This is a genomic window from Pedobacter sp. Leaf216 (assembly GCF_001421515.1).
Lineage (GTDB): Bacteria > Bacteroidota > Bacteroidia > Sphingobacteriales > Sphingobacteriaceae > Pedobacter.
Window position 1 is genome coordinate 1 of record NZ_LMKM01000006.1, and the last position, 24,305, is coordinate 24,305.

Annotated in this window: 28 protein-coding genes; 20 read left to right on the top strand and 8 right to left on the bottom strand. The window is 40.9% G+C overall.

Annotation, left to right across the window (positions count from 1 at the left end; genetic code table 11):
- Positions 1–258: 258 nt before the first annotated feature.
- Positions 259–546: a hypothetical protein gene (locus ASE74_RS04385; protein WP_055904746.1), complete on the bottom strand. Its 288-nt coding sequence runs from the start codon at positions 544–546 to the stop codon at positions 259–261.
- A gap of 72 nt (positions 547–618) precedes the next feature.
- Positions 619–801 (bottom strand): hypothetical protein, encoded by a 183-nt coding sequence (locus ASE74_RS04390; protein WP_055904749.1) that lies wholly within the window; start codon positions 799–801, stop codon positions 619–621.
- 196 nt (positions 802–997) lie between these two features.
- Between ASE74_RS04390 and ASE74_RS25310 the strand changes: the two genes are divergently transcribed.
- Genes ASE74_RS25310 through ASE74_RS04405 form a run of 4 tightly spaced genes read left to right on the top strand, consistent with a single transcriptional unit; the run spans position 998 to position 2,975 of the window.
- Positions 998–1,129, top strand: coding sequence for a hypothetical protein (locus tag ASE74_RS25310; RefSeq protein WP_255352021.1), 132 nt, complete (start codon positions 998–1,000; stop codon positions 1,127–1,129).
- Positions 1,130–1,136: 7 nt separating this feature from the next.
- Entirely contained in the window at positions 1,137–1,883 is a 747-nt protein-coding gene (locus ASE74_RS04395) for a type 1 glutamine amidotransferase domain-containing protein (RefSeq protein WP_200912262.1), read from the top strand.
- Positions 1,884–1,906: 23 nt separating this feature from the next.
- Positions 1,907–2,104, top strand: coding sequence for a hypothetical protein (locus ASE74_RS04400; RefSeq protein ID WP_055904752.1), 198 nt, complete (start codon positions 1,907–1,909; stop codon positions 2,102–2,104).
- Between the two features lie 58 nt (positions 2,105–2,162).
- Positions 2,163–2,975, top strand: a complete 813-nt coding sequence (locus tag ASE74_RS04405; RefSeq protein ID WP_055904755.1) for an inorganic diphosphatase — start codon at positions 2,163–2,165, stop codon at positions 2,973–2,975.
- 1,043 nt (positions 2,976–4,018) lie between these two features.
- On the opposite strand, the gene ASE74_RS04415 is transcribed toward ASE74_RS04405, so the two are convergent.
- On the bottom strand, positions 4,019–5,263 hold the full coding sequence (locus ASE74_RS04415; RefSeq protein WP_055904761.1) for a Y-family DNA polymerase: 1,245 nt from the start codon (positions 5,261–5,263) through the stop codon (positions 4,019–4,021).
- The gene (locus ASE74_RS04420) at positions 5,247–5,675 is read right to left on the bottom strand and encodes a LexA family transcriptional regulator (RefSeq protein WP_055904764.1); all 429 of its coding nucleotides are present in this window, start codon (positions 5,673–5,675) and stop codon (positions 5,247–5,249) included. Before ASE74_RS04420 ends, ASE74_RS04415 begins: the two co-directional genes overlap by 17 nt.
- 172 nt (positions 5,676–5,847) lie before the next feature.
- Here ASE74_RS04420 and ASE74_RS04425 point away from each other — a divergent pair, with 172 nt between their 5' ends.
- The 7 genes from ASE74_RS04425 to ASE74_RS04455 all read left to right on the top strand — a co-directional run bounded on the left by ASE74_RS04425 (position 5,848) and on the right by ASE74_RS04455 (position 11,794).
- A complete protein-coding gene (locus ASE74_RS04425; RefSeq protein ID WP_055904767.1) occupies positions 5,848–6,087 on the top strand; it encodes a hypothetical protein in 240 nt (79 codons plus the stop codon).
- A gap of 28 nt (positions 6,088–6,115) precedes the next feature.
- Positions 6,116–6,544, top strand: a complete 429-nt coding sequence (locus tag ASE74_RS04430) for a hypothetical protein (protein WP_055904770.1) — start codon at positions 6,116–6,118, stop codon at positions 6,542–6,544.
- Positions 6,545–6,607: 63 nt separating this feature from the next.
- A complete protein-coding gene (locus ASE74_RS04435) occupies positions 6,608–6,889 on the top strand; it encodes a hypothetical protein (protein WP_055904773.1) in 282 nt (93 codons plus the stop codon).
- A gap of 382 nt (positions 6,890–7,271) precedes the next feature.
- Positions 7,272–7,784: an RNA polymerase sigma factor gene (locus tag ASE74_RS04440; protein ID WP_055904776.1), complete on the top strand. Its 513-nt coding sequence runs from the start codon at positions 7,272–7,274 to the stop codon at positions 7,782–7,784.
- 262 nt (positions 7,785–8,046) lie between these two features.
- Complete coding sequence (locus ASE74_RS04445; RefSeq protein WP_055904779.1) at positions 8,047–8,517, top strand: (2Fe-2S)-binding protein; 471 nt, start codon at positions 8,047–8,049, stop codon at positions 8,515–8,517.
- Entirely contained in the window at positions 8,510–9,529 is a 1,020-nt protein-coding gene (locus tag ASE74_RS04450) for a xanthine dehydrogenase family protein subunit M (protein ID WP_055904781.1), read from the top strand. The genes ASE74_RS04445 and ASE74_RS04450 overlap by 8 nt, the downstream gene beginning before the upstream one ends.
- 27 nt (positions 9,530–9,556) lie before the next feature.
- The gene (locus tag ASE74_RS04455) at positions 9,557–11,794 is read left to right on the top strand and encodes a xanthine dehydrogenase family protein molybdopterin-binding subunit (protein WP_055904784.1); all 2,238 of its coding nucleotides are present in this window, start codon (positions 9,557–9,559) and stop codon (positions 11,792–11,794) included.
- Positions 11,795–11,884: 90 nt separating this feature from the next.
- Here the strand turns inward: ASE74_RS04455 and ASE74_RS04460 are convergent, their stop codons facing one another.
- Both ASE74_RS04460 and ASE74_RS04465 read right to left on the bottom strand, forming a co-directional pair.
- Positions 11,885–12,397 carry an HAD domain-containing protein gene (locus tag ASE74_RS04460; RefSeq protein ID WP_162235788.1) on the bottom strand — a complete coding sequence of 171 codons (513 nt, stop codon included), beginning with the start codon at positions 12,395–12,397 and terminating at the stop codon, positions 11,885–11,887.
- On the bottom strand, positions 12,394–12,879 hold the full coding sequence (locus tag ASE74_RS04465) for a hypothetical protein (RefSeq protein ID WP_055904787.1): 486 nt from the start codon (positions 12,877–12,879) through the stop codon (positions 12,394–12,396). The genes ASE74_RS04460 and ASE74_RS04465 overlap by 4 nt, the downstream gene beginning before the upstream one ends.
- Before the next feature lie 207 nt (positions 12,880–13,086).
- Here ASE74_RS04465 and ASE74_RS25435 point away from each other — a divergent pair, with 207 nt between their 5' ends.
- Genes ASE74_RS25435 through ASE74_RS04480 form a run of 4 tightly spaced genes read left to right on the top strand, consistent with a single transcriptional unit; the run spans position 13,087 to position 15,154 of the window.
- On the top strand, positions 13,087–13,338 hold the full coding sequence (locus ASE74_RS25435) for an SDR family NAD(P)-dependent oxidoreductase (protein WP_082458644.1): 252 nt from the start codon (positions 13,087–13,089) through the stop codon (positions 13,336–13,338).
- A gap of 8 nt (positions 13,339–13,346) precedes the next feature.
- Positions 13,347–14,063, top strand: a complete 717-nt coding sequence (locus ASE74_RS04470; RefSeq protein WP_369800130.1) for an SDR family NAD(P)-dependent oxidoreductase — start codon at positions 13,347–13,349, stop codon at positions 14,061–14,063.
- A gap of 3 nt (positions 14,064–14,066) precedes the next feature.
- Positions 14,067–14,663, top strand: coding sequence for an arylesterase (locus ASE74_RS04475; RefSeq protein WP_055904789.1), 597 nt, complete (start codon positions 14,067–14,069; stop codon positions 14,661–14,663).
- Positions 14,660–15,154 carry a hypothetical protein gene (locus ASE74_RS04480; RefSeq protein ID WP_055904792.1) on the top strand — a complete coding sequence of 165 codons (495 nt, stop codon included), beginning with the start codon at positions 14,660–14,662 and terminating at the stop codon, positions 15,152–15,154. The genes ASE74_RS04475 and ASE74_RS04480 overlap by 4 nt, the downstream gene beginning before the upstream one ends.
- 16 nt (positions 15,155–15,170) lie before the next feature.
- Here the strand turns inward: ASE74_RS04480 and ASE74_RS04485 are convergent, their stop codons facing one another.
- Positions 15,171–15,485: a hypothetical protein gene (locus ASE74_RS04485; protein ID WP_055904794.1), complete on the bottom strand. Its 315-nt coding sequence runs from the start codon at positions 15,483–15,485 to the stop codon at positions 15,171–15,173.
- 775 nt (positions 15,486–16,260) lie between these two features.
- Positions 16,261–16,620, bottom strand: a complete 360-nt coding sequence (locus tag ASE74_RS04490; RefSeq protein WP_055904797.1) for a PleD family two-component system response regulator — start codon at positions 16,618–16,620, stop codon at positions 16,261–16,263.
- 241 nt (positions 16,621–16,861) lie between these two features.
- Between ASE74_RS04490 and ASE74_RS24885 the strand changes: the two genes are divergently transcribed.
- The 5 genes from ASE74_RS24885 (at position 16,862) to ASE74_RS04515 (ending at position 24,304) form a co-directional block, all read left to right on the top strand.
- Positions 16,862–17,239, top strand: a complete 378-nt coding sequence (locus ASE74_RS24885) for a hypothetical protein (protein WP_055904800.1) — start codon at positions 16,862–16,864, stop codon at positions 17,237–17,239.
- A gap of 191 nt (positions 17,240–17,430) precedes the next feature.
- Positions 17,431–19,407 carry an ATP-binding protein gene (locus ASE74_RS04500; RefSeq protein WP_055904802.1) on the top strand — a complete coding sequence of 659 codons (1,977 nt, stop codon included), beginning with the start codon at positions 17,431–17,433 and terminating at the stop codon, positions 19,405–19,407.
- A 495-nt stretch (positions 19,408–19,902) separates the two neighbouring features.
- On the top strand, positions 19,903–21,786 hold the full coding sequence (locus tag ASE74_RS04505) for a type VI secretion system Vgr family protein (RefSeq protein ID WP_055904805.1): 1,884 nt from the start codon (positions 19,903–19,905) through the stop codon (positions 21,784–21,786).
- Between the two features lie 2 nt (positions 21,787–21,788).
- A complete protein-coding gene (locus tag ASE74_RS04510; RefSeq protein ID WP_055904808.1) occupies positions 21,789–22,649 on the top strand; it encodes a hypothetical protein in 861 nt (286 codons plus the stop codon).
- A gap of 2 nt (positions 22,650–22,651) precedes the next feature.
- Positions 22,652–24,304, top strand: a complete 1,653-nt coding sequence (locus tag ASE74_RS04515) for a PAAR-like protein (RefSeq protein WP_055904811.1) — start codon at positions 22,652–22,654, stop codon at positions 24,302–24,304.
- Position 24,305 lies beyond the last annotated feature (1 nt).

Here is a 24,305-nt window from a genome sequence, read left to right on the forward strand (position 1 = left end):
CGCAGTCACCCACGACACCCTTGTCTCGAGCTAACACTTCCTACTGCTAAGCGTGTTCGGGACTTGAACCCTATAGTCGATTGCCATGCCCGGCGCACGAAAAAAGAAATAGGTTAACCATCGGTTAACCTATTTTAAACAGTTCAACTATTTGTAAATCACTCCAGAATGTAATGCCTTTACATGATTTATTTAGCAATGGCCTATCCCAATTCAAGTAATTCAGTAGTACTTATCAAATAAGATTTATTGCATAAACTAAGGCAAACTTTCTTCTTCATCACCATCTTCTTTACTCACCGAATTGGGCATGTTACCTGCAGTTCCGCTGTTTCCTTTTTCCCAATCGGCCCTTGCTTCTTCCGAGCCAAAATCTCCTTCGCCTACTTCCCTGCTTAAAAATCCGGCCTCACTTTTAACTCGGTTCTTTTCATGATTTTCATTACTTCTAAACCTTGGCACCTGGTTATCGGGCATATTGGTACGTTCTGCGCTGTTTTCAGCATTCTTATCGCCCAGGTTGTTATTTTCTTCTTCAGTTCCCATTATGGTGATCCTTTAAAATTGTAAATATTAAATAGTGTTAAACCTTCCGATAATGGAACAGCCATTAATCAGTTAAGTATTTCCGCCGGCATTGCCTGCAAGGTCTCCGCCAACATCTTCCTCATCGTCTGTTTCACCTGTTAGGCCACGTTGTACTTCGTTATCATCAACTTCCTTTTCCTCATTCGGACTTATTTGCGACTGACCATTGCTGTCTTCAGCATCTGTGTCTCTTGGTTCAATGTTATCGTTCATAATCGTTTTTCTTAATAAAACACGTAAAAAGGCGATAAGGTTTAAACATTTAAACCAATATTAAATAATAGCACATAAAACAGATGTGTATTGCCAACAACCAGATCTTTTTATGCGGTTAAGTATTTCTTTTCAGCTTTGGCGAACCATTGCTTGCTTAAACTTGTTATCTCTTTGTATTAAAAATCTTAAAAACATGAAAGATCCAAAAGAACAGGAAGAAGAAAATGTAGATCAGCAAACTGATAATACAAAAGATTCGAATTGGGATGAACACCAGCGCGTTGATGAAGAAGGTAATGAACTTGATCCTGAAGACATAAAATAAGCAACTTATGAAAAAGATATTAATGGTGATGACCTCTCATCGCGACATGCAAAATACTGATGATAAAACCGGAGTTTGGCTTGGCGAATTTACCGATCCATATTACGAATTTATCGATGCAGGCTACCAGGTAGATCTGTTTAGCCCTAAAGGTGGCCGGCCACCGGTAGACCCAATGAGTGAACTTACAGAAAACATAACCGGATCCAACCGCAGATACCAGGATGATGAAAACGCAAAAAATGCATTTTCACACACCAGCACCTTAAATCAGATCAGGGTAGAAGATTATGACGCCTTGTTTTATCCTGGTGGGCATGGCCCCCTTTGGGATCTGGCTGTTGATAACAATAGCGGAATCCTGATTCATGACTTTTTAGATGCTGGCAAACCGGTAGCAGCAGTATGCCATGGCCCGGCTGCATTGCTTGGTGCCGAAAACATTCGCCCTGATTTTTTAAAAGGAAAAAGAATTTCGGCTTTTAGCAATACCGAAGAAACGCTGGTTGGCCGTGGCAATCATGTTCCTTATCTGTTGCAAACAAAACTGGAAACATTAGGGGCAGAAATTAAAAATAGTTTGGTGCCCTTCCTTTCTCATGTAGAAATTGATGGCTTGTTGATTACCGGGCAGAATCCATTATCTGCAGGGCCTGTTGCTAAGGCACTTATAGAAAAGCTTGCCGAAGTACCGCAAAATCAATCCGCACAAGCACCAGAAACAGTGCTGCCAGAAAGTAGTACCGAAAATTAATTACACCTATAAAATCAATAGCAATGGAAAACACGAATGGCAATGCTGGCGAGAAAGAAAATAAGGAAAATATGGGTTTCCCCGAAAACGAGGACGATAAGCGCGAAGTAGGTGAAAAACCTGATGAATCATTACCCTCTGACGGGCCTGTGAGTAAAAGCCGGACACTGGATTCAGAAAATCTGGCTGATACACATACAGCGGAAAATGAGGGCAGCTAAAGACTATCAAAACAGATAATTAATTTTAGGTCGGATAAAATAGACCGCTCCAGGACATATGAAAACTGAAGAGCAGCAGGTAAGGGTAATTATTGAAACACCAAAAGGCAGCAAGCAAAAATTTGATTACGAACCTGAACAGAACATTTACGTACTCAATAAAGTAATGCCTGCCGGAATGGTGTTTCCTTTTGATTTTGGTTTTATCCCAGGCACATTAGGAGAAGATGGCGACCCTTTGGATGTGCTGGTTATTTCTACTTTAGGCACTTTTACGGGCTGCGCGCTAGATTGCAGAATTGTTGGCGCAATTAAAGCTGACCAACGCGAAAAAGATGGCCGCAAAATGGAAAACGACCGGATTATAGCGGTTCCAATTATAGATCAAAACATGGCCAAAATTGAAACCATCCATGATTTGGAACAGGAGTTGATTACACAAATTGGCCAATTTTTCATCAACTACAACGAATTGGCGGGTAAATCATTTAAAATTAAAGGTTTAACAAGCCCTGCTGCTACCTGGAAACTCATTAGCGAAGGGGAAAAGAAAAATAACAGACAGGATACGCTCGTTCAGTTATTTATACCCATAACTGAGAGCAGCATTTTTAACCGTACGCTGCAAAAGCTTCAAAAAAGTTTGACAGAAAAATTTGGAGGACTAAGCCTTTACACCCGCCAACCCATAAAAGGCATCTGGCAGGATGGTAACCAAACCGAATACGATAAGCTAATTGTAGTTGAAGTAATGACGGCTCATTTTAATGCCCCCTACTGGAAAGAAATAAAATCGAACCTGGAAAAAACACTTCATCAAAAAGAAATCATCATCAGGCATTATAAAGTAAGCACCTTAAAAGATAGCTAACCCTGACATTCCTATTCAACATCATCGGTAAAATGGTTTTAACTTCTAGTGATGTCAAGATAAGCCCGGTGCCGACCCACTGAGGGGTGGTTGAGGGTGCAAAAGGCCCGAAACCGAGGCTAAAAGGCCCGGTGCCGACCCTCTGAGGGGTGGTTGAGGGTGCAAAAGGCTCGAAACCGAGGCTAAAAGGCTCGGTGCCGACCCTCTGAAGGGTGGTTAAGGGTGCAAAAGGCCCGAAGCCGAGGCTAAGCCACATCGTCCTCGTTTGTAACGAGGATGTACGAGAAAAGCGATTGTATCGCTCTTAAAGGAATTATTTTCGCATTGCAAATGCGTACCTCAAAAATCCTCGTTACAAACGAGGACTATTTAAGCTATCGTCATTGCGAGAAGGCTTTTTCAGCCGACGAAGCAATCTTTATGGCAAGAACCGATGTAAGAGTAAAGCGATTTTATCGCTCTTAAAGGAGTTATTTTCGCATTTCAAATGCGTACCTCAAAAATCCTCGTTACAAACGAGGACTATTTAGCTATCGTCATTGCGAGAAGGCTTTTTCAGCCGACGAAGCAATCTTTATGGCAAGAACCGATGTACGAGAAAAGCGATTTTATCGCGCTTAAAGGAGTTATTTTCGCATTGCAAATGCGCACTCAAAAACCCACGTTACAAACGAGGACTATTTAAGCTATCGTCATTGCTGAGAAAGCTTTTTCAGCCGACGAAGCAATCTTTATGGCAAGAACCGATGTACGAGTAAAGCGATTTTATCGCGCTTAAAGGAATTATTTTTGCATTGCAAATGCGTACCTCAAAAATCCTCGTTACAAACGAGGACTATTTAAGTTATCGTCATTGCGAGAAGGCTTTTTCAGCCGACGAAGCAATCTTTATGGCAAGAACCGATATTTAAGCTATCGTCATTGCGAGAAGGCTTTTTCAGCCGACGAAGCAATCTTTATGGCAAGAACCGATGTACGAGTAAAGCGATTTTATCGCTCTGCGCTTGCTAATTAAAAATCCCCTACAAAATGGTGAGCCTATTTTAAATCACTTTAATAATATCAGGCCATCGGGTGGTATAACCTTTGGAAAGATATTCGTGCTTTAACCGCCACTTTTTCTCAAACCCTTCAGTCGCCATTCTAAGCGTTCCCCTGCCATAAGCGAGGTTAAGTTTATCGAGTACGGCAGAAACCTTATCCTTCTTGCCACTGTCATGCGCCGCAAAAACATTCAGTTGTAACTCGCTCTCCGGCACCAGTCCGGTGGCAATTACACCAGCTTTTCTATACTTTACACCATCCTTAAAAAGCCGTTGTGCTACCTTAACAGCAATGCTTACCAAATCGGTGGTATTGTTACTCGCCAGCAACAGTTTATGCGTATAACTGGGAAAATGTTGTGGATGGTCTTCCCTGTTTTTATTGGTGTATAAAAAAACCTGTAAATAAAGGCAGCGCAGCTGTTCCTTGCGTAATTTCTCGGCCAGTCTGCTGGCATATAAGGTAACAGCCTCAGCTAAAATATCGGGCTGTTCAATGTAATTTCTAAAAGATCGGCTAACGGTAATCCCTTTGGTATTTTCCCTTACCGCATCCAGAGGGATGGCCGGCCTACCCCACAACTCATTCCACATCCGCTGGCCCATAACGGTTAAATGCTGCTTAAACCACATTTCGGGCATTTCCCTGAGTTCGCCTGCGGTAGTAATGCCGAGTTCCTGAAATTTCTTATAATACTGACGGCCCACTCCCCATAAATCACTTACAGGAAAATCTTTTACCGCAGCACTTATTTTCTCATCAGTATCCAACACCATTACCCCACCACACTTTTTAGAGAGTTTGTTGGCCAGCTTTGCCAGCGTTTTAGTTGGTGCTACGCCAATAGAAACAGGTATACCGGTATTCTGAACTACCGAATTACGGACCATAGGCACATAAGTATCAAGGTTGCCAATTCCGCCAAGCCAACCAAAAGCCTCATCAATGCTATACACATCAAGCCGTGGAAACCACCTGGCCAGGTTGTGCATCACCCGTTCGCTCATGTCGCCATAAAGAACATAATTGCTGGAGAAAACATGGATAGAAAACTTTTTAATCAGGTCTCTCACCAAAAATTCAGGATCACCCATTTTAATGCCACAGGCTTTAGCTTCCTCACTCCTGGCAATTACGCAACCGTCATTATTACTCAGTACAACAACGGGCTTGCCATTAAGCTCCGGGCGGAAAAGCCGCTCGGCCGAGGCATAAAAATTATTGCAATCACAAAGTGCAAACATCCTTGTACCTCCCCGTTCTTAAAGCCTTTGGCAATACATTTCTGCATACCGAACTCACCACACCCCAAATCTGCAACACCTCCATTTCCGTTTCCCTTACAATATCCGAATCGTTTTTAAGAAAAAAACCCTGCTTATCTTTCAACAACAGCCGGCAGTTAAAAAAACCTGCTACAAAGGCAATCACAAATGCACCTTCAATGGGTTTTAAAGATCGGTCGATCACTAAAATATCTCCATCACATATTCCATAACCGGCCATGGTATTGCCCTGCATCTGAAAATAAAAGGTAGCATGAGGATCGATCACTATTTTTTCGATAATATCGAGCCTACCCTCCAAATAATCTGCAGCTGGCGATTGAAACCCCGAAATCTTCTGCTCTGCTCTTTTTTCAAACGTCCTGATCATAACCAATTAACTCTTATTAAGAACAAAATTATACTAAAATTTTTAGCATTTATAATCCATCATAAACTAAATTCACAACCTCTCGGAATAATAAACCACCATATATTCAAAACCATTACTGTGTGGCATTTGTATTTAAGATGGTCAGAAAGGCCAGACTAAATACTCGAAAATGGAAAAATTACTTTTATCTGAAACCGCCAAACAGTTTATGGATTATGCGGTAGATACACTTGCTGCAATGGACGGTGCGCCTGAGCATGATGAAGATAAAAAAGCAGAAATAAAAATGCGTTTCGCAAAATTGCGCGAATACCTTAACGTGGTTGAACAATCTTACATCGAAAATACTCCGGCAGATGCTGAGCCACAAGTAGATCCAGCCTATATTGCTGAAGTGGGCCATAGTTAACAATAATACAAATTTTAAACACCTGAACATGGGAAAGATAACGAACCTACTGGCCGGCCTTGGAGGTGCGGTGGTGCTGAATATCCTTCACGAATCACTTAAAAAGGGTAAAGATATGCCGCGTATCGACCTGTTGGGCGAAGAAGCATTGCAAAAATCTTTAGGTTATTTAGGTACTTCTATTGATGATGATAAAGAATTATACCTAAGTACGCTTGCCGGTGATGTGGCAGGAAACGCAATTTATTATAGTTTAATTGGCGGTAGTTACAGCCTGATATGGCCAAAAGCCATTATATTGGGCCTTGCCGCAGGAGTTGGGGCAGTTAAATTACCTAAGCCAATGGGCCTGCAGCCTGAACCAACCGCAAAAAATGTAAAGGTAAGTGCATTAACCATTGCCTATTACTTAACAGGAGCCATAGTAACAGGAGCGATCCTGAAAACACTTAAATAACAAAAAATTACCTTTTTGCAGGGGCATGAAACTATTTTTAACCCTTTTCCGTTTATCGCTAATATGAGCAATTACACGATTCAGGAACAATTCAATCAATATTTGGACCTTTTAAATAAAATCCACAACATCGGCCATGATATCGATGCATCCATTAACGAGGTAGAGATAAAAGATTTGGAAGCAAAAAGAACTGCTTTTAAACGAAGACTACAAATGGTGACCAAAAACCTTGTTGATTCATTAAATAAAATGGATAGCAGGTATCCAATTCATAACTATCTTGGCAACCGCACCACCTACCTCTATACCGAAAACAATAAACTGATGTTTGAATACCATTAAAAAGCATAAAAAAAGCTCCGTTAACGGAGCTTTATAAATTTATTTTTAGTCTGGTTTGTTTTCTTTCTTAACTAAGTAAGGATAATCGCTATCCTACCGGGTAACAACAGCTATTTTTATCAATTTCTGTTTTGATATCATTGAAACCTGTTTCCAGCGTTTCAATTGTATGGGATGATTTACCCTGTAATAAATCTACCTTTTCAGTTATTGAATTTTGTTTTAATAATAGTGCTTAAAGAAAAACAAATAAAATAGCCGATATAATGTTGGTTTAACAGCTTAGGGTGCCATACATTTGGCCGCAGACAAATTGTATTAGAAAAGATACAAACCACATAAAAATTTTTATGGTTGATTAAGTACCTAAAAACATTTGTCTATGAAAACAGCCACATTCAGCAGTATGGTTAGTAGCTACGCTGACCATCTCCGCGCACATGCGATGAAATTTACACGAGACCTTGATGATGCCGACGACCTGGTACAGGATACTTTGATCAAAGCACTTCGTTTTAAGGAAAGCTTTGAAAAAGGATCAAACTTTAAGGGTTGGCTATTTGTAATTATGCGCAACACTTACATTAATGATTACCGCAAAAAGGCAAGAAAAAATTCAGTAATAACCACTGAAGAAGAAATCAGCAGCATGCATCTTTACAAAAGTGCTACCACAAACGTAGCAGAGAATAGATTTGCCATGCAGGACATTCAAAATGCATTAAACAATTTACCCGAAGCTTACCGCTTGCCTTTTGTAAGGTATGTAGAAGGTTATAAATACCATGAAATAGCAGATGAACTCGAAATTCCGCTAGGCACCGTTAAAACACATATTCATCAGGCCAGGATGGAGTTGAAAAAACGCCTGAAACAGTATAGAACCGCTGTATAAATTAAGCGTAAAATAGATATTCATACCTTAAATGTCGGTTTAGAAGCCAGGTAGGTATGAATATCTGTTATTAATATATTTTTTTGCCCATATCCCGGTTTTGCTTCGCATAACCAATTCTTTAAAGAACTGATTACCTCCGTTCTAGCCCCCTCCCATCTCAAAGTTGAGCCCATAAGCTGCATTAATCTTCACGATCTAAAACTTTTTAAACTGCATATTAGTTTTACCAATAGGCATACCAACTTCAAAACATAATTAAATGGCCAAAACTATACTCACAGTAAATGGGATCCGCCATGAACTGGACTTAAGCCCTTGGGTTTCATTACTCGATGCACTTCGCGACCGCTTACTACTTACCGGCACAAAAAAAGGATGCGACCATGGCCAATGCGGCGCATGTACCATTATTTGTGATGACAAAAGGATATTAAGCTGCTTAAGCCTGGCTGTGGCAAAAAACGGATCAGAAATTACCACAATAGAAGGTTTGGGTGATGATGATAATCTCCATCCCCTACAGCAGGCATTTATTGATCACGATGCTTTTCAATGCGGTTACTGTACCCCCGGCCAGATTTGCAGCGCAGTAGGCATGCTCAAAGAAAACCGCGCAACAACCCGCGATGAAGTTAGCGAACTGATGAGCGGCAACCTATGCCGTTGTGGTGCCAATAAAGGAATTATCGATGCAATTATGCAGGTAAAAGACGGAGGCCATTATGAATAATTTCGAATACTTACAGGCCGCTGATGCCGACCAGGCCATTAACCTGCGCGATAAGGATATAAATGCTCAATACCTTGCCGGAGGCACCAACCTTGTTGATTTATGGAAATATAACCTCACCCATCCCGCTGCACTTATTGATATTAACCACATCGGCATAAACAATACCATAACCGAAAACCCTGATGGAGGTGTAAGGCTTGGCGCAGCAGTGAGAAATGCAGATACTGCCTACCATCCATTAGTTGAAGAAAGGTACCCCTTACTGTCTAAAGCTATTTTAGCAGGGGCTTCCGCACAAATCAGGAATATGGCCAGTAACGGAGGCAATTTATTGCAGCGCACCCGTTGTTATTATTTTTATGATGATCAGGTACCATGCAATAAACGCATCCCCGGATCAGGCTGCCCTGCAAAAACAGGCTATAACCGCATACATGCAATATTGGGAACGAGCGACAGCTGCATTGCAGTATTCCCTTCAGATATGTGCATAGCACTTTCAGCATTAAACGCCAGGGTAAATGTAATCGGTTTGGATGGCGAACGAAGTATCGATTTTGCTGATTTCCACCGTTTGCCCGGCGATGCTCCTGAGCTAGACAATAATTTAAAAACCGGCGAACTCATCACCTCGATAGATCTTCCTGAAAATGGTTTTAAAGATCACTATTCATACTTAAAACTGCGCGACAGGCATTCTTATGCCTTTGCGCTGGTATCTGTAGCAACTGCACTAAAGCTTGATGGAAAATTGATCACTGAAGCCCGTATTGCCCTGGGCGGTGTTGCACACAAACCCTGGCGGGTTGCCGAAGCCGAAGATTTTTTAATCAATAAAGAGGCCAACCGCGAAAACTTTTCGGCTGCAGCAGAGCTGATTGTACAAGGTGCCAAAGGATATGGCGATAATGATTTTAAAATTGCTCTTGCCAAAAAGGCAATTGTAAGGAACTGTATGATGGCACTTGATCCATCAAGCCAGCAACCCGGCGCACAGCCTTCGGCTTAAACAATACAATCAACTATCGAAAAAACAATGGATAAAGATAAAATCGTTGGTAAGCCGATAAGTCGGCTCGAAGGTAAACTAAAAGTAACCGGTGCTGCCAAATATGCCGCAGAATATGAGGTAGAAAATCTGCTGCATGCTTATGTGGTAAACAGCCCTGTAACCAAAGGTAAAATTAAAAGCATCAACATTGATAAAGCAACCGCATTACCTGGCGTAATAACAGTATTATCGCATATAAACCGGCCAAAACTGGCTTGGTTCGATCTCCAGTATGCCGATATGGATGCCCCGCCCGGAACAGTGTTTAAACCTTTTTATAATGATGAAATTTTATATAACGGTCAACCGATTGCACTGGTGGTGGCAGAAGATTTTGAAACCGCACGTTATGCAGCTACACTGGTAGAATTTGATTTTGAAGAGAAACCTTTCGAAACCTTCCTTACCGATCATACAGAGCAGGCACGACCGCCTAAATTTGGGCTGGCCACTGCACTTAAACCACCACCGCCCCCACCTACTGGCGATTTTGAACAAGCCTATCAAGATGCCGCAGTAAAGGTAGAAAGTGAATACCAACATGGCACTGAGCACCACAACCCAATGGAAATGTTTGCCACCACAACGGTGTACAATGGAGAGGGCAAACTCACCATTTACGATAAAACGCAGGGCACTATTAATAACCAGCTTTTTGTAGCCAATGTATTCGGTTTAAAATATAAAAATGTAAGGGTACTTGCGCCTTTTGTTGGTGGCGCGTTCGGTTCGGGTTTACGCCCCCAATACCAGTTGCTTTTATGTGCAATGGCCGCTATCCACTTAAAACGCAATGTGCGCCTGGTGTTAGACCGTAAGCAGATGTTCTTTTTTAGCCACAGACCGCCTACTAAACAAAATCTTAAGTTTGCAACTGATGTTAATGGCAGGCTTACCGCAATGGCCCATACCGCCTTGAGCGAAACCTCCAGTTATGAAGATTATTTTGAATCGGTAGCTTCATGGAGCCACAAGCTTTACCCTGCGCCCAATACGCTGTTTGAGCAAAAGGTTGTTCCACTGGATGTTTGTACCCCTTTAGATATGCGGGCACCCGGCGGCAGCACAGCTTTACATGCCATTGAATGTACCATGGATGAGCTGGCTTATAAACTTAAAATTGATCCGCTCGAACTCAGGCTGCTTAATTATTCAGATACCGATCCTTCTGCAAAAAAACCTTATACCAGTAAAGCACTAAGAGCGTGTTACCTGCAAGCCGCAGAACGCTTTGGATGGAAAAACCGGACACCTGAACCAAGAAGCATGACGCGTGGTAATAAACTGGTAGGCTATGGCATGGCCACAGGGATTTGGGATGCTTTGCAGTTCCCATCACGGGTAGAAGCCATAATTAATGCAGATGGTAAACTGATTCTCAATAATGCAGTAACCGATATCGGCACCGGAACTTTTACGGTAATGACCCAAATTGCAGCTGATGAACTTGGTTTATCCATTGAAGATGTGGATTTCCGTTATGGCGACAGTCAGAAACCTTTTTCTATGTTTCAGGGCGGCTCTGCAATGACTGCCTCAACAGGCGTGGGAATTGTTGTGGCCACCAAAGAACTGAAAAAGAAAATACTTAAGGTAGCCCGGAAGATGGACAATTTTCCTTTTGCCAAAAGTGATGATAAAGATATCATATTCGAAGGTGGCAGAATTTACCTTAAAGCTGATCCGGAAATATCAATCTCCTTTAAAGAAATTGTTGCTTTTAATAAAGGCCGTAACATAAAAACCACAAATATGGGTAAGCCGCATATGCTGAAACTCAGGAATTACAGTAAGGCGACACATAGCGCATCGTTTGTAGAGGTAGAAGTAGATATTGAACTGGGAAACGTAACCGTTACCAGGGCCGTTACCGCAGTAGCAGCAGGTAAAATCATCAACCCGAAAACAGCAAAAAGCCAGATCTATGGCTCCATGGTATGGGGAATTAGCAAGGCCCTGCACGAAGAAACCATTATGGATAAAAAACTAGGTAAATACATCAATACAAACCTGGGTGAATACCATATTCCTGTGCATGCAGACATTAAAGATATGGATGTAATTTTTGCCGAAGAGGAAGATGAGCTTATTAATGAACTTGGTATTAAGGGGGTTGGAGAAATTGGATTGGTAGGCATGCCCGCAGCCATTTCTAATGCAATTTTCCACGCAACCGGAAAACGCATCAATAGTTTACCGATTCATTTTGATGAACTGATGTAACGTTAGTTTATCAAAACTATACACCTCGAATAAAATGTTGATGATAAAACAATCAATTTGATTGATTATAATATTACAGGCAACTAAAGATTAACCTTTGGTTTGCCTGTAATATTTGTATTCCATTTTTGTATAGCTTTTTAATTCTCTATTAACAACTTGTTTTAAATCTTCAACATTATTAAGTCCTGTATAAGAATTAGTTAAGCAAAGCCGCTGTTTTAATCCTACAGGAAGCTCGTTTAAAGATTTATCATCATCTAGTATCACAATATCATTATAGTTAATATCATTATCTGATATCCAAGTTTCAATTTCTTTACGTCTGGTAACTTTCAAATTAGAAGAAAAACTGACATCCAAAATTGTTATTTTCCTACTCGAAATTCCTCTATCCTTGAGAATAGTTTTCCATTGATTAACAGAATACCTATACCGATGTGAGGTTGACAATATTAATTCATCTTTACTTGTTCTAAACATTAAATTAAATATTTCAACTGCCTTATTATTAAATTTATAAAAGCCATCATCTTCCAGTTCCACACGTCTGTGTGGATTGGCATGAACCATTACTCCATCAATATCTAAAACAAATTTCATTCTTTCTTAATCCAATTTTTATCTACATAGTTATCATCACAATATTTTGCAGTATCTTCATGATTCGCATCCCAATCATCTTCGGAAATATATACTTCATTATATTTTTTTAACATATCGCAATGACTACTTGTATGAGGCCTTATCTCAAAATCTATACCAGCTAGTTTATATGCAATGAATCGATGGTTCCCTTCGACAACCATTTGTTTATATTCGCAAACTTTAACAACCCCAAGCTCATAAATAAAGCACCTTTTATAAATTCGCCTAATCTTCGCAAAGCAAAGCTTAGTTTGGGCAGTGCCATATGGATGTTGTTCATCTACTAAAAATTGTCTTAGGCGTTCAAGGGTAAGTTCAAAATGGTCAGGAGCGATCAATTTATATATATCTTCTACAAAGATAGCATAACACTTATTATCTTTAATGTAAGATACCGCTTTTATTTGTGAATATGAAAAACTTTTCTTACATGGCATGTTGCTTACAACCTTATACTATTGATGAAAAAGCTTCATAATTCAGTAAAACGATAACGGAATTCGGGTAAACTTTTGAAATCAGTACTTATCTAATTACAAATATGAAGTCTATTCAATTCAGGGATTTAAAAAACGCAACCAATCTAATAGTTTAAACATTAGACAAAAAGAAAACATTCCCTGATTTAAGCTGGTTTAAATAATATGAAACAGCAAATTACAGAAACAAGCAGGAGAACGGTGGTTATTACAGGTGCATCTAGCGGTGCAGGAAGTGCAATTGCACTGGCATTTGCTAAAAATGGCGACCGGATCGTAATCGCCTCAAGAAACCTTAAAGCTCTTGAGGAACTGGTAAACGAATGTGCAATTTATAAAACTGAAGTTAAATGTTTGGTTTGTGATACTTCGGATTACCGATCGGTGATTAACTTGCCGCAGCAGCAGCTGATATAAACGGTACAATTGATGTTTGGGTTAACAATGCAGGCGTACTCGCCATTGGTGAGTTTGATGTTACCCCGATGGAGGTTAGCGAACAAGTGGTAAAAACAAATCTCCTGGGCTATATGCACGGGGCACATGCTGTGCTTCCATATTTTAAAACCCAGGGGCATGGAATTTTGATTAACAATATATCGATAGGTGGTTTTCTTCCTGTGCCTTTTGGCGCAGGTTATTCGGCAGCAAAGTTCGGCCTTCGCGGATTCTCGGCAGCACTAAAAGCAGAGCTGCGCCACCTACCCAATATACATGTATGCGATGCTTTCCCAGGCTTTTTAGATACTCCAGGCATGCAACATGCAGCCAACTATACCGGAAAAGTGCTTAAGCCCGGCCCAATCGTGTATGATCCTAGCAGACTGGCAAATGAGATGGTAAAACTTTCGATAAACCCAATGGCCGAAAAAATGGTTGGAAGTTTTTCTACATTAATGCGTTTTTCACGCACGATTTTACCTGGCCTAACCACAGCAATTGCCGGAAGCGTAATCCGCACCTATTTAAAACACGCAAAAAAAACAGAAATAACAAGTGGCAATGTTTTTAACCCCGTAAATTTTGGAAACTCGGTTTATGGTGGATGGGGAATCCCAGGAAAGCCAAAAGCCCACCGAAAATACATTGCCCTTGGCGCAGCAGTACTGTTATCGGCTTTACTGATAAAAAAGAACGCATAGTAAATGGAGAAAATTGTTTTTTTTGGCAACAGCCTAATCGCTGGCTACGGCCTAAAAGATCCTAAAAGCGAAGCCCTGCCTGCATTAATTGATCAGAAGTTAAAACAACAAAGATTCAGTTTCGAAGTGGTGAATGCGGGGCTGAGCGGCGACACTACAGCTGCTGCCTTATCTCGGATAGCACCGTACCTTACAGGAAACATTGCCATTTTTGTTATTGAACTGGGTGCCAATGATTTTTTAAGGGGCCTATCTCCTACCCTGATTTATAACAACCTACAGACAATACTATCTCGTGTACGGGTTGCACAGCCATTAGCATCCATACTTATACTGGGCATTGCATTGCCACAATGGGCATATGGGCACGGCAGCGGCTACCAAGGCATTTATGAAAAGCTGGCGAAAGAAAACGGTGTGGCAATAGTACCATCATTTTTAAAAAATGTAGCCGGAAACCGGAGCCTAAATATGCCAGATGGTGTTCATCCTTTAGCCTCTGGATACCGGATTGCAGCAGAAAACATCTGGCCGGAAATTCATACAATAATTCAGGCACGGGCCGATAGAAATAGTCCGCAAAGCAACCAATTGAGATGAGCAAAAAAAGCAAGATTATGGAGGCAGAAAAATTTGCAAGTGCCAGAAACCTTGAAACTGCAAATGAATTTGTGCAGGCCATTAAGGCTTATCAATCGGTATTGAAGAAAAACCCCTTGCATACCGGTGCCACATCAAGATTGCTGATTTTATACAGAAAAGAAAAAAATATACAGGCTGAACTTTCGCTGCTAAAAGATTCAATTAAATCGCACGAAAATCATATTGAACAGGAAAAGCGCGAATGGATCAGTGAGCATAAAAAAATTGCCGAAGATTCTCGTCCGCTTGCAAAAATGCTTGGTATGCTTGGTCCTAATGAGCTGCCCAATTACGAGGACGAAATAATACAAAAGTGGCAACGCAGGCTAAACGCACTCGAAAAGCGGATAAAAACGAAGGCCATTAAAAAAACAACCGCAAAGCAAACCAAGGCACGAAAAGCCCCTGTTAAAAATAAACCTTTAAAAAAAGTTAATCAATCTAAATGATGTGTAATAATTAAACTTACCACAATGCCTTTTCTTGTTCCGTTGCAATGCTTTTATAAAGAATATATCCCAACCTGCCGCAGCGTTCTTTAACAAGCATGTCTACATCTGGTGGTACATCACTCATAATTTGATAACGGATTTTATATTTCTGGTTGTAACTCAATTGAATGGTAAGCGAGTGTAAGTTTGATCTTTTTGATAAAAGGCCGATAAGGTGATAATCCTGAAGTTCTTTCGCTGCCCTCAGCAACCTGTTGTCCATTATCTTTGCCAATGCTGGCTCCCTACTAAACGCTGTCTCTAAAATAGCAACTACACTCACCTTCATCAGGCAAAATTACCATCTTCATTGTGATTTGCAAGTAGGCAAAAGGTAACCTCTTGAAAACGAGAATCATTTTATTTATGCACAAAAGTTACCCTCGTACAATGATTGTACAAGCATATTTAAAGGCCATAACGGCAAATGGATTGTAAAAAACTTAGGGTTAAGCCAGGTTAATTACTTCTTTTTAGTACCGCTGGTTTTCCTTATCGCAGCTACTCCGCCAATGGCGAGAAGAATAATAGAAATTGTTGCACCTTTATCAATCGGACAATTATATAGTTCAGCGATGGTAACATTTGATCCAGTAGTAACTCCTTGCACACTGCAGCCACCAGGGTATGGCGTTGAAGGGCTAACGCTTGCTTCACAACTGCCCGTACCTTGTTTATAGCTGGTTGATAAAGAATAAATTCTTGCTCCTCCTACAGGATCAATCCCTTGGTAATCAGTAAAAACGCGTTCTGCCCCATTGTAAAAAACTATGCAACCTTAAGGGAAATTATCTGTAGCGAAAGATTTGGATATGGACAGAAAAACGAAGAGGATAACACACACCAAAATTTTGGGCATGATACATTGAGGCGAAAATTTCATACTTTTAAACGATAGATAGACGTAAATAGTATTCCTAAAACATCTATTTCACTTAAAAGTTTTGAATTTTAAATATTATTTTATATAAAATCGATTTATTATAGCGTATAATTTGATTATCGACAATCAAAAAAGCCCACATTTAAAATAAAAGTTGCGTTAAAAGAAAATAATGAAGGGTTTATTTCAGTAATTGGTTAATTGTATGCAGTAAAGAACTGTTGAGGAAAGGCTTTCCAATAATAGCATCTGCCGAACAATCTATATAAGCAATCTCATCGAAAGTGAGTCCGGTAAGTAATATAATGGGAATATGAGAAGTAGATGTTTCAGATTTTAATTCATCGCAAACAGTTCTTCCATCAGCAGTATCCAAACGGATATCCATCACAATTAAATCAGGCTTAAAATCATTAACCGATTGTATAATCTGCTCCGCTTTGGCAACCTTATGTGTATTGAAGTGCTCCATCATTAAAAAACAATCAAGTGCCTCAAGCATCAATTCATCATCGTCAATCAGTAAAATTTTATTATTCATAATTTAATCAAATCTGCATAAGCAGGTATACAAATCTAAATACTTTGCACCAATAAATACCACAACTCATAGCTATAACATGTTAAATTACTACGTTTAAACATTGATTATAACATGAGCACAAGAAGTATAACAAGATTGTCACAAACATTATTTACACAATTGCATACAAAGCTGTAAATTAAACATATTACTATAGGATAATAAGAAAACTAATTGGAGAAGGAAACAGGCATAAGATATGAGACAATATGACTTTTTTTATTCAGCGCTAAGGATACAGGTACTTTCAGCCTGCAAAATTGAAACCCTTTGCATAACAGATTGCAAGGAAATATCAATAAAAATATTCGCTAAAGACAGGAATTACCTGTCGGAGACTACGATAAAGCGCTTTTTTGGAGTGCTTAAAGATACAGCTGATGCATCGCCATTTGTGCTCGATAGCCTGGCGATATTTACCGGCTATACAGGATGGGAAGATTTTAAACAACAAAACAAGACGAATAAAGTATGCAATGATACAGTTACTAACCCTGAGCAGGTTAAAGCCCGCGAACTGGAGAGGATAATGAAATTACATAAGATAGAATTTCGCAACCCCAAGCATAAGCTTTAATACACACAGAATGAATTTCTTGGCTAAAAACATCGACCCTTGATGAAAGATTAAAAAAAATGCTAACCAAAATTAAGGGCCATCCCGCTTTTATTTACCGTTTTATTTTATGTTTTTTGGATATTAAGTGACGCCATATTGATTATGGCTTCATATTAAATTTATTCCAATTTGCATATCTTTGACTATTGATGAATACCGAAGAAAGACCGCACGACAACAATTTTAACGACGAACTGATATTCCAGGCACTCCAGTCATCTCCAGAGCCTACTGCAATTTATAGTGGCGAAGATATGGTGATCCGTTTTGCAAACGATGGAATGCTGGCCCTATGGGGGAAAGATATTTCGGCAATAGGCAAAACACTATTAGCGGCCATACCAGAGCTTGAAGGTCAGCCGTTTTTGCCCCTTCTTCAACAAGTATGGCATTCGGGCGTTACCTACTCCGTAACAGATGCCCCTGCACAACTCATCAAAAATGGAATGCCGACAATCGGTTATTTCGATTATGAATACAAAGCATTAATAGGTAGCGATAAAAAAACTTACTGCATCTTAAATACTGCAAAAGATGTGACCGCAAGAAGAGCTTACCTCGAACGTATTCAGCAAAAAGAAGAAAAAGAACAGGCCCTAATTGAAGAAATGGCGACCACAATGGAGGAGCTGACTTCTACAAATGAAAACCTGAACAGTTCGCTTAAGCTTTTAGAAGAAAGCCGCGAACACGTAAGAACCATTATTGAACAGGCACCAGTAGGCATTGCGGTATTACAGGGCCCAGATCATATTATTGAAATAGCCAATCCCGCAATCCTGAACATATGGGGCCGCAAAGGAGAAGAAGTAATTGGCGAACCACACCATACAGCCAGACCAGAACTTAAAGGACAGCCAGTAAACGCATGGTTGAATAATGTTTTTTTAACCGGCCAGCCGAAGATTAATAAAGAATTTTTGGTAAAACTCCGTCATAACGGTGGATTAAGGGAAGCCATTGTAAACTCTATTTATCAGCCCATAATTACCATGGGTACTGTAACAGGCGTATTGGTGATCCTTGAAGAAATTACCCAACAGGTGCTAGATCGCCGCAGAAGCGAGAAAGACCAACAGATGCTTGCCCTTGCCCTCGATGCAGGAGAACTGGCAACATTTTATTATGAACCGGCAAGCAACCTCTTTTCTGGCAACCCATTGCTAAAATCGTGGTTCGGACTTACGGCAGATGAAAACCTTGATTTATCATTGGCGTTAAATTCCATTCACGATGATGATAGGGAGAAAGTAACCGCAGCCATCAGCGAATCGTTAAGAGATGGATCAGATGGACACTATTTTATTGAATACCGGATAAAAATTCCTCAGGAGACTAACGATAGAATGGTACAGGCCAGAGGAAGAGTATTTTATAATTCAGACGGTAAAGCTGCAAGCCTGAATGGAACTTTAAGGGATATTACCGAACAAAAAAAGGATGAGCAGCGTAAAGATGACTTTATGGCCATGGTTAGCCATGAACTTAAAACGCCATTAACATCTTTAAATGCCTATTTACAGGTACTCCAACGCCAGGCATCGCTTGCAGAGAACACAGCACAGCAAAGCATACTTGAAAGGTCGGTAAGGCAGGTGCGCAACATGAATTCCATGATCAATGGCTTCCTGAATATCTCCCGGCTGGATTCTGGAAGAATGCTGATCGAAAAATCAGCAATTGACCTTAAAAAACTATTTGCCGAATTGGAAGAGGAAATGCTTTCCACAATCCATACCCATATTATCGAATTTGAACCTGCGGAAGCACTAACGCTGATTGCAGACCGGGAAAAAATTTCACAGGTTATTCAGAACCTGATCGGAAATGCGGTTAAATATTCTCCAATGGGAAGCAAGATCACCATTGCCTCCAGAAAATCAGTACCTGACAAAATACAATTTTTGGTAAGTGATGAAGGTATAGAGATTGCAACAGAAGACCACGAAAAGATATTTGAGCGGTACCATAGGGTTCAAAACCCACAAATCGGATCTATTGCGGGTTTTGGAATCGGCCTCTACCTCTGCCGGGAAATTATCGAACTGCACCAGGGGCAAATCAGTGTAGAAAGCGGTAATGGCAAGGGAACAACCTTTGTAGTGGAACTTCCGATAGGAAATTAAAAACCACTTATTTCACTTTTAAAATTGACTCCAGTTTATTGTGTTGCGTTATATATTGCGCAATACAAAAGCTTGATTTCTTAATCTTTCCTCTCAGCCAATTACTGTGCTGTTTTTCATTCCCCACCCCATTCGGGGAAATTCAGAAACAATACGGGGAAAATTACACGCCTTTTATAAATGCACCCGATCGCATTATCCGCGTGTATCATTTAAATATTAAGCTGAACAAAAAATAAATATTTCTCTCAATAATTGCTTTTAGTCGCTTCATGCACTAAAAACAGCAATTATTCATCATAGGAATGGATTTTTTCATCACATCCGGCATCAGCTTAACTTTTTCATACCTCATTATTAACACTTTAACCTATACAGGGTTTGATTTTTGCCTTATCTGTTTGATGCGGATGCTTAAAACAAATAATTAATGCTCACCGTAATCAAAAGCGAAAGCGGGAATACTTGTTTACAGGCTTTTTAAAAAAAACTCTTATGGAGAACAAACTTATTGCGGAAATCAATATAGAAGATAAAGCCATTAATCACTTTGATGCCTTCGTGCTTAAACAACAGTTTAACGGTCACCATTATTTTGAACTTAGGTTCAAACATGATCAGCTGGCAATACCCGGCCTGATACGGCTAGACGATAGCAGAAATTTTGTGGGCAAAACGCTTACGGCTTCTTTTGGCCACCAAGCGGATAAAATGCAGGAATTTGCTGGCCTGGTTACAAAAGTGGAACTGGCACAGGATCATGGCTATCACGGTGTACTCATTGTGAGCGGTTACAGTCCAACCATTTTGATCGATCGCGGGCCCGACCTCGGCTCTTACCTCGCCAAAGACCTGAATGAGATTGTAAAGCTGGCCACAAAAGATACCCCGGCCAATGACTTAAAGATTGTGAGCAATGCCAGCCGTAAAACGCCGATAGACTACCTGATCCAATATAAGGAAAGTGATTTCGAGTTTTTGAACCGGCTCTCCGGAGAGTACCACGAGTGGTTTTATTATGATGGCACACAGCTTAATTTCGGCAAACCCGATTATCAGAAAGAAGTAGCATTGTTTTACGGGCGCGATGTGCAGCGTTTGCAATATTCAATGGAAGTTGCACCGATAAAACACAAACGTTTTGCTTACAACCCCAGGCAGGATGAAATGCTGGAGAACGAAAGTAGTGGCACAGCAGCTGGAAGCCCCGATCTGGCACATGCCATTGAAGCCTCCAACTCCATGTACAGCAAAACGTTCAATCAACCTTCCATGATCAGGGTTGATAACAGCAACGACATCAAAAGCCATGTGGAAAACGAAGAAAAGGCCAATATTTCTGAACTGTTGAAAATCAGTGCCAAAGGCGATAACGCAGAACTGAGTATTGGCAGCATTGCCGAAATTACGATGAGCATTAAACAGGAGCTTGCTTTTGTTTCAGAAAGCCTGGGCAAATTTCTCATTACCGGAATCAATCACCACATTGATGTAGCAGGAAAATACCACAATACTTTTGAAGGACTGACAGCGACAACCGAACGCATCCTGGTGAAGAATTACGAAAAGCCTGCACCGGATATGCAACTTGCCGATGTGCTGGACAATGACGACCCTCAGGGTCAGGGCCGGATCAAAGTAAAATTTAAATGGGAATGCCTCACCAACGATCCCAGTGAATGGTTAAGGGTAGTTAGTCCGAATGCTGGAAGCGGCGATACAGGCAAAAACCGGGGCTTCCATGTGATACCCGAAAAAGGCGATCAGGTTGTTATTGCCTTTGAAGAAGGCAATGTGGCCCGCCCTGTTGTGATGGGCAGTGTTTACCATGGCAAAAGCGGTGATAGCAGCGGTTTTAAGAACAGCAACACCAAGGGCCTCACCTCAAGAAAAGGCAGTGCCCTAACATTTGACGACCTGAACCATGCCCTTAACATGGGAACCAGTGCAGCAAACTTTATCAATATCAAAAACGGACAGGCTTTGTTAACAGCGCAGGCAGGGAATAAAATTGTAATCCATACAGGCTTAAGTACAATTACCATGGATAAGGAGGGTCACGTATCCATTACTGGAAAATCCTTAAGCGTCGATTTTTCTGAAAGCATCGATATCCAGTCGCCAAAAATAACCATGGGCAATCTTGCCCCTGCTGAAGGTGCTACACCTGAACAAACGGCTGCCGCAACAAAAACCATTGATATAAAAGCAGAAACCATTACCGCTGAAGGAAAAGACCTGATCGATGCGCAGGCCAAGGCCATGAACCTGGCCGCATCTGAAAATGATTTCACGATTGATGGGCAGAAGAACCTGACGATAGGCGCAGCAGCAACTGCTTCTTTAAATGGTGGCAAGATCGAAATCAATAAGAATTAGCCATGCTGCACAAAGAAACCTATCCAATAAATTTTGGATTAAAAGCAGGCACATCGGCAACTTACCAGATAGAACAGCAGATCAGTTATACAGTTGATGGTTACGGATATCATAATGAAATAAAAACAGAAGTGCAGCTTTCGGTAGAAAAAAAGTCGGATACAAACAATCTGTTTTCCATCCGGATATTAAAACAATGGCAGCTTAAAAATAATGGAACAGACGAAGTTGACCTGAGCATGGCCCAACTGAGAAAGGAACTCAAAATTGAAACGGATATTCAGGGCAACATACAACAGGTAACCAACCTTGCCCAGATTAAGGAAGAATGGCTAAAAATAAGGCCCGGGCTTGCAAAAAAATATGCAAATGATGCAAAAAACAAAGAACTGATTAACGGTGCAGTTTTAACGCTCTATACTGATGATGGGTTGAAAAAGGCGGTGCGGTCATCATACCTGTACCATGCGCTATTGCCGGGATTATTGAGACAGCGTTTCAGTAAAAGCAACAATTATTCTGTTGGGGGTTACCGTGAAATACGCAATGCATTTGGTAATACTTCATTGCCCTTTAAAACAACAGTTACGCTGGCAGATTACAACGGGGAACTGGATAGTTGCACCATAAAAATAGATGGGGAAATAGACAGGGAAAATTTTGATCAAAACAGCGTGACCGAAATGTTCAGCCATCTGCTTGACATTTATAACCTTGATGGCCGTGTTGATGGCTTTCACCTGGAAAGTTATGAATATGATAAAAACAGTTTGCCCGTACAGTCGTCACAGCTAACGCAATATGCGATTGAAGGCGTGCTAATGTACCGGAGCAGTTGCATCCTTACACCATTAAACAATTAGCTATGGCAAAAAAATACGTTCCAAACGGGGCCTATCTGGTATGCAACAAAGGGCTTGGGTATGGAAAGTTAAAGGTAACCAACCATAAAAATGTAAGCCTGTACGGTAAGCAGTCGGCCACCGAGGGTGATAAAATACCGATGGTAAACATCCCCTGCCTTGGCATTTGCTCCATTACTAAAACCCCATGTCAGCCTGTCCCCATCCTGTGGCAAGGGGTGCAGGAAGGCATTACCATTGGCCCCTACCGCAAGCTGCTCGAAGATTCAAAACTGCCATGCGGTATCGGTGGTAAAATCGGCATTCATTTCAGTGTAGCGGCAGCCCTGGCTGCTATTGACGCCAATGTATCGGCAATGAAAAGCCGACAGGTTAAAAGCCTTGGTGCAAAAGTGGATGATTGGTTTCAGAAAGGCTTTGATGCGCAGGAAAAAGCCAACAACAAGATTGGCGGAATCTACGGCAAATACGAAAATTTTAAACTCGGTGTTAACGAAGGGATTTATGGTGGTGTAAAAGGCATTGGTGAAGGAGTTTTGTTCCTCGGCGAAATGAGCGATAAAGCACGTGGGGCAGCCCTGCACGCAATAACCCACCCAACAGAAACCGCAGGTAAAATAAAAGATGCAGCGGTAGCCACTAAAAACACGGTAAGCAGTACGGCTGATTGGGTTACCACCGATGGGAACGTAGAAAAAGTAGTAAAAGATTTTGGGCAGGCACACGTAAATGCCTATAATTGGGTAACCACACCGGGTAACGTTCAAAAAGCAGCGGGCACAGCCCTTAACAACACTGGAGAAGCCCTGAAAGATGCTAAAAATTGGGCGGTTAAGCAAAATCCCCGCGATTGGGGCAGATATACCGGACGCGGTGGCTTTGAAGCCGCACTGATGTTTACAGGTGTTGGTGAAGCAAAAGCAGTGGTAAGCGGTGCAGAAGCGGCAAATGTACTGGCTAAAACTGGTGAAGCAGCTAACGTATTATCCAAAACGGCTGAAGTTGCGAGATTGGCCAAGGTAGCCGAAGAAGCAAATGCTGCTGCAAAAGCTGCCGAAGTAGCTAATGCGGCAGAAAAAGCAAAAACTGCAAGAACCCTTGGTGAGGTGGTATCAGCAAGTGCTGATGATATACTTAAGGCCGCTTGGGAAAAAAAATGGAGAGAGGTATTTAATGAAGATCGAATTGAGGAAGCTTACCAAGCTTATTCTAAGAAAAAAGGGAAAAATGCGCGTAGTAAAGCCGATTGGTTTAAAGGCAAAAATGGACGGGGCGGCTATGAAAATACCCTAAAAGGAAAAATGGGCGAATACCAGGCCGACCAGTTTATGGCAAGCAAAGGATATAAAAAGCTTAATCATAACGGCGAACTTATAGATCCTTTAAGTAAAGCAAAAGGGAAAGGTATAGATGGGGTGTGGCATGATCCAGGCCCGCCGCCAAGATATATTATTAGTGAAACCAAATATGGCTCTGGTAAACTGGGTAAAGATCAGTTGAGTGATAAGTGGATTAATACAAATTTAGGTGATGCAGTAAGTGGTAAAGATCAAGCAGCAATTGGAAAATTAATAAATAAAGGACAGTTGGAAAAACAATTGTTAAAGGTAGATGATCAAGGTAAAGTTGTTACAAAAATAATCACAAAGGAATAAA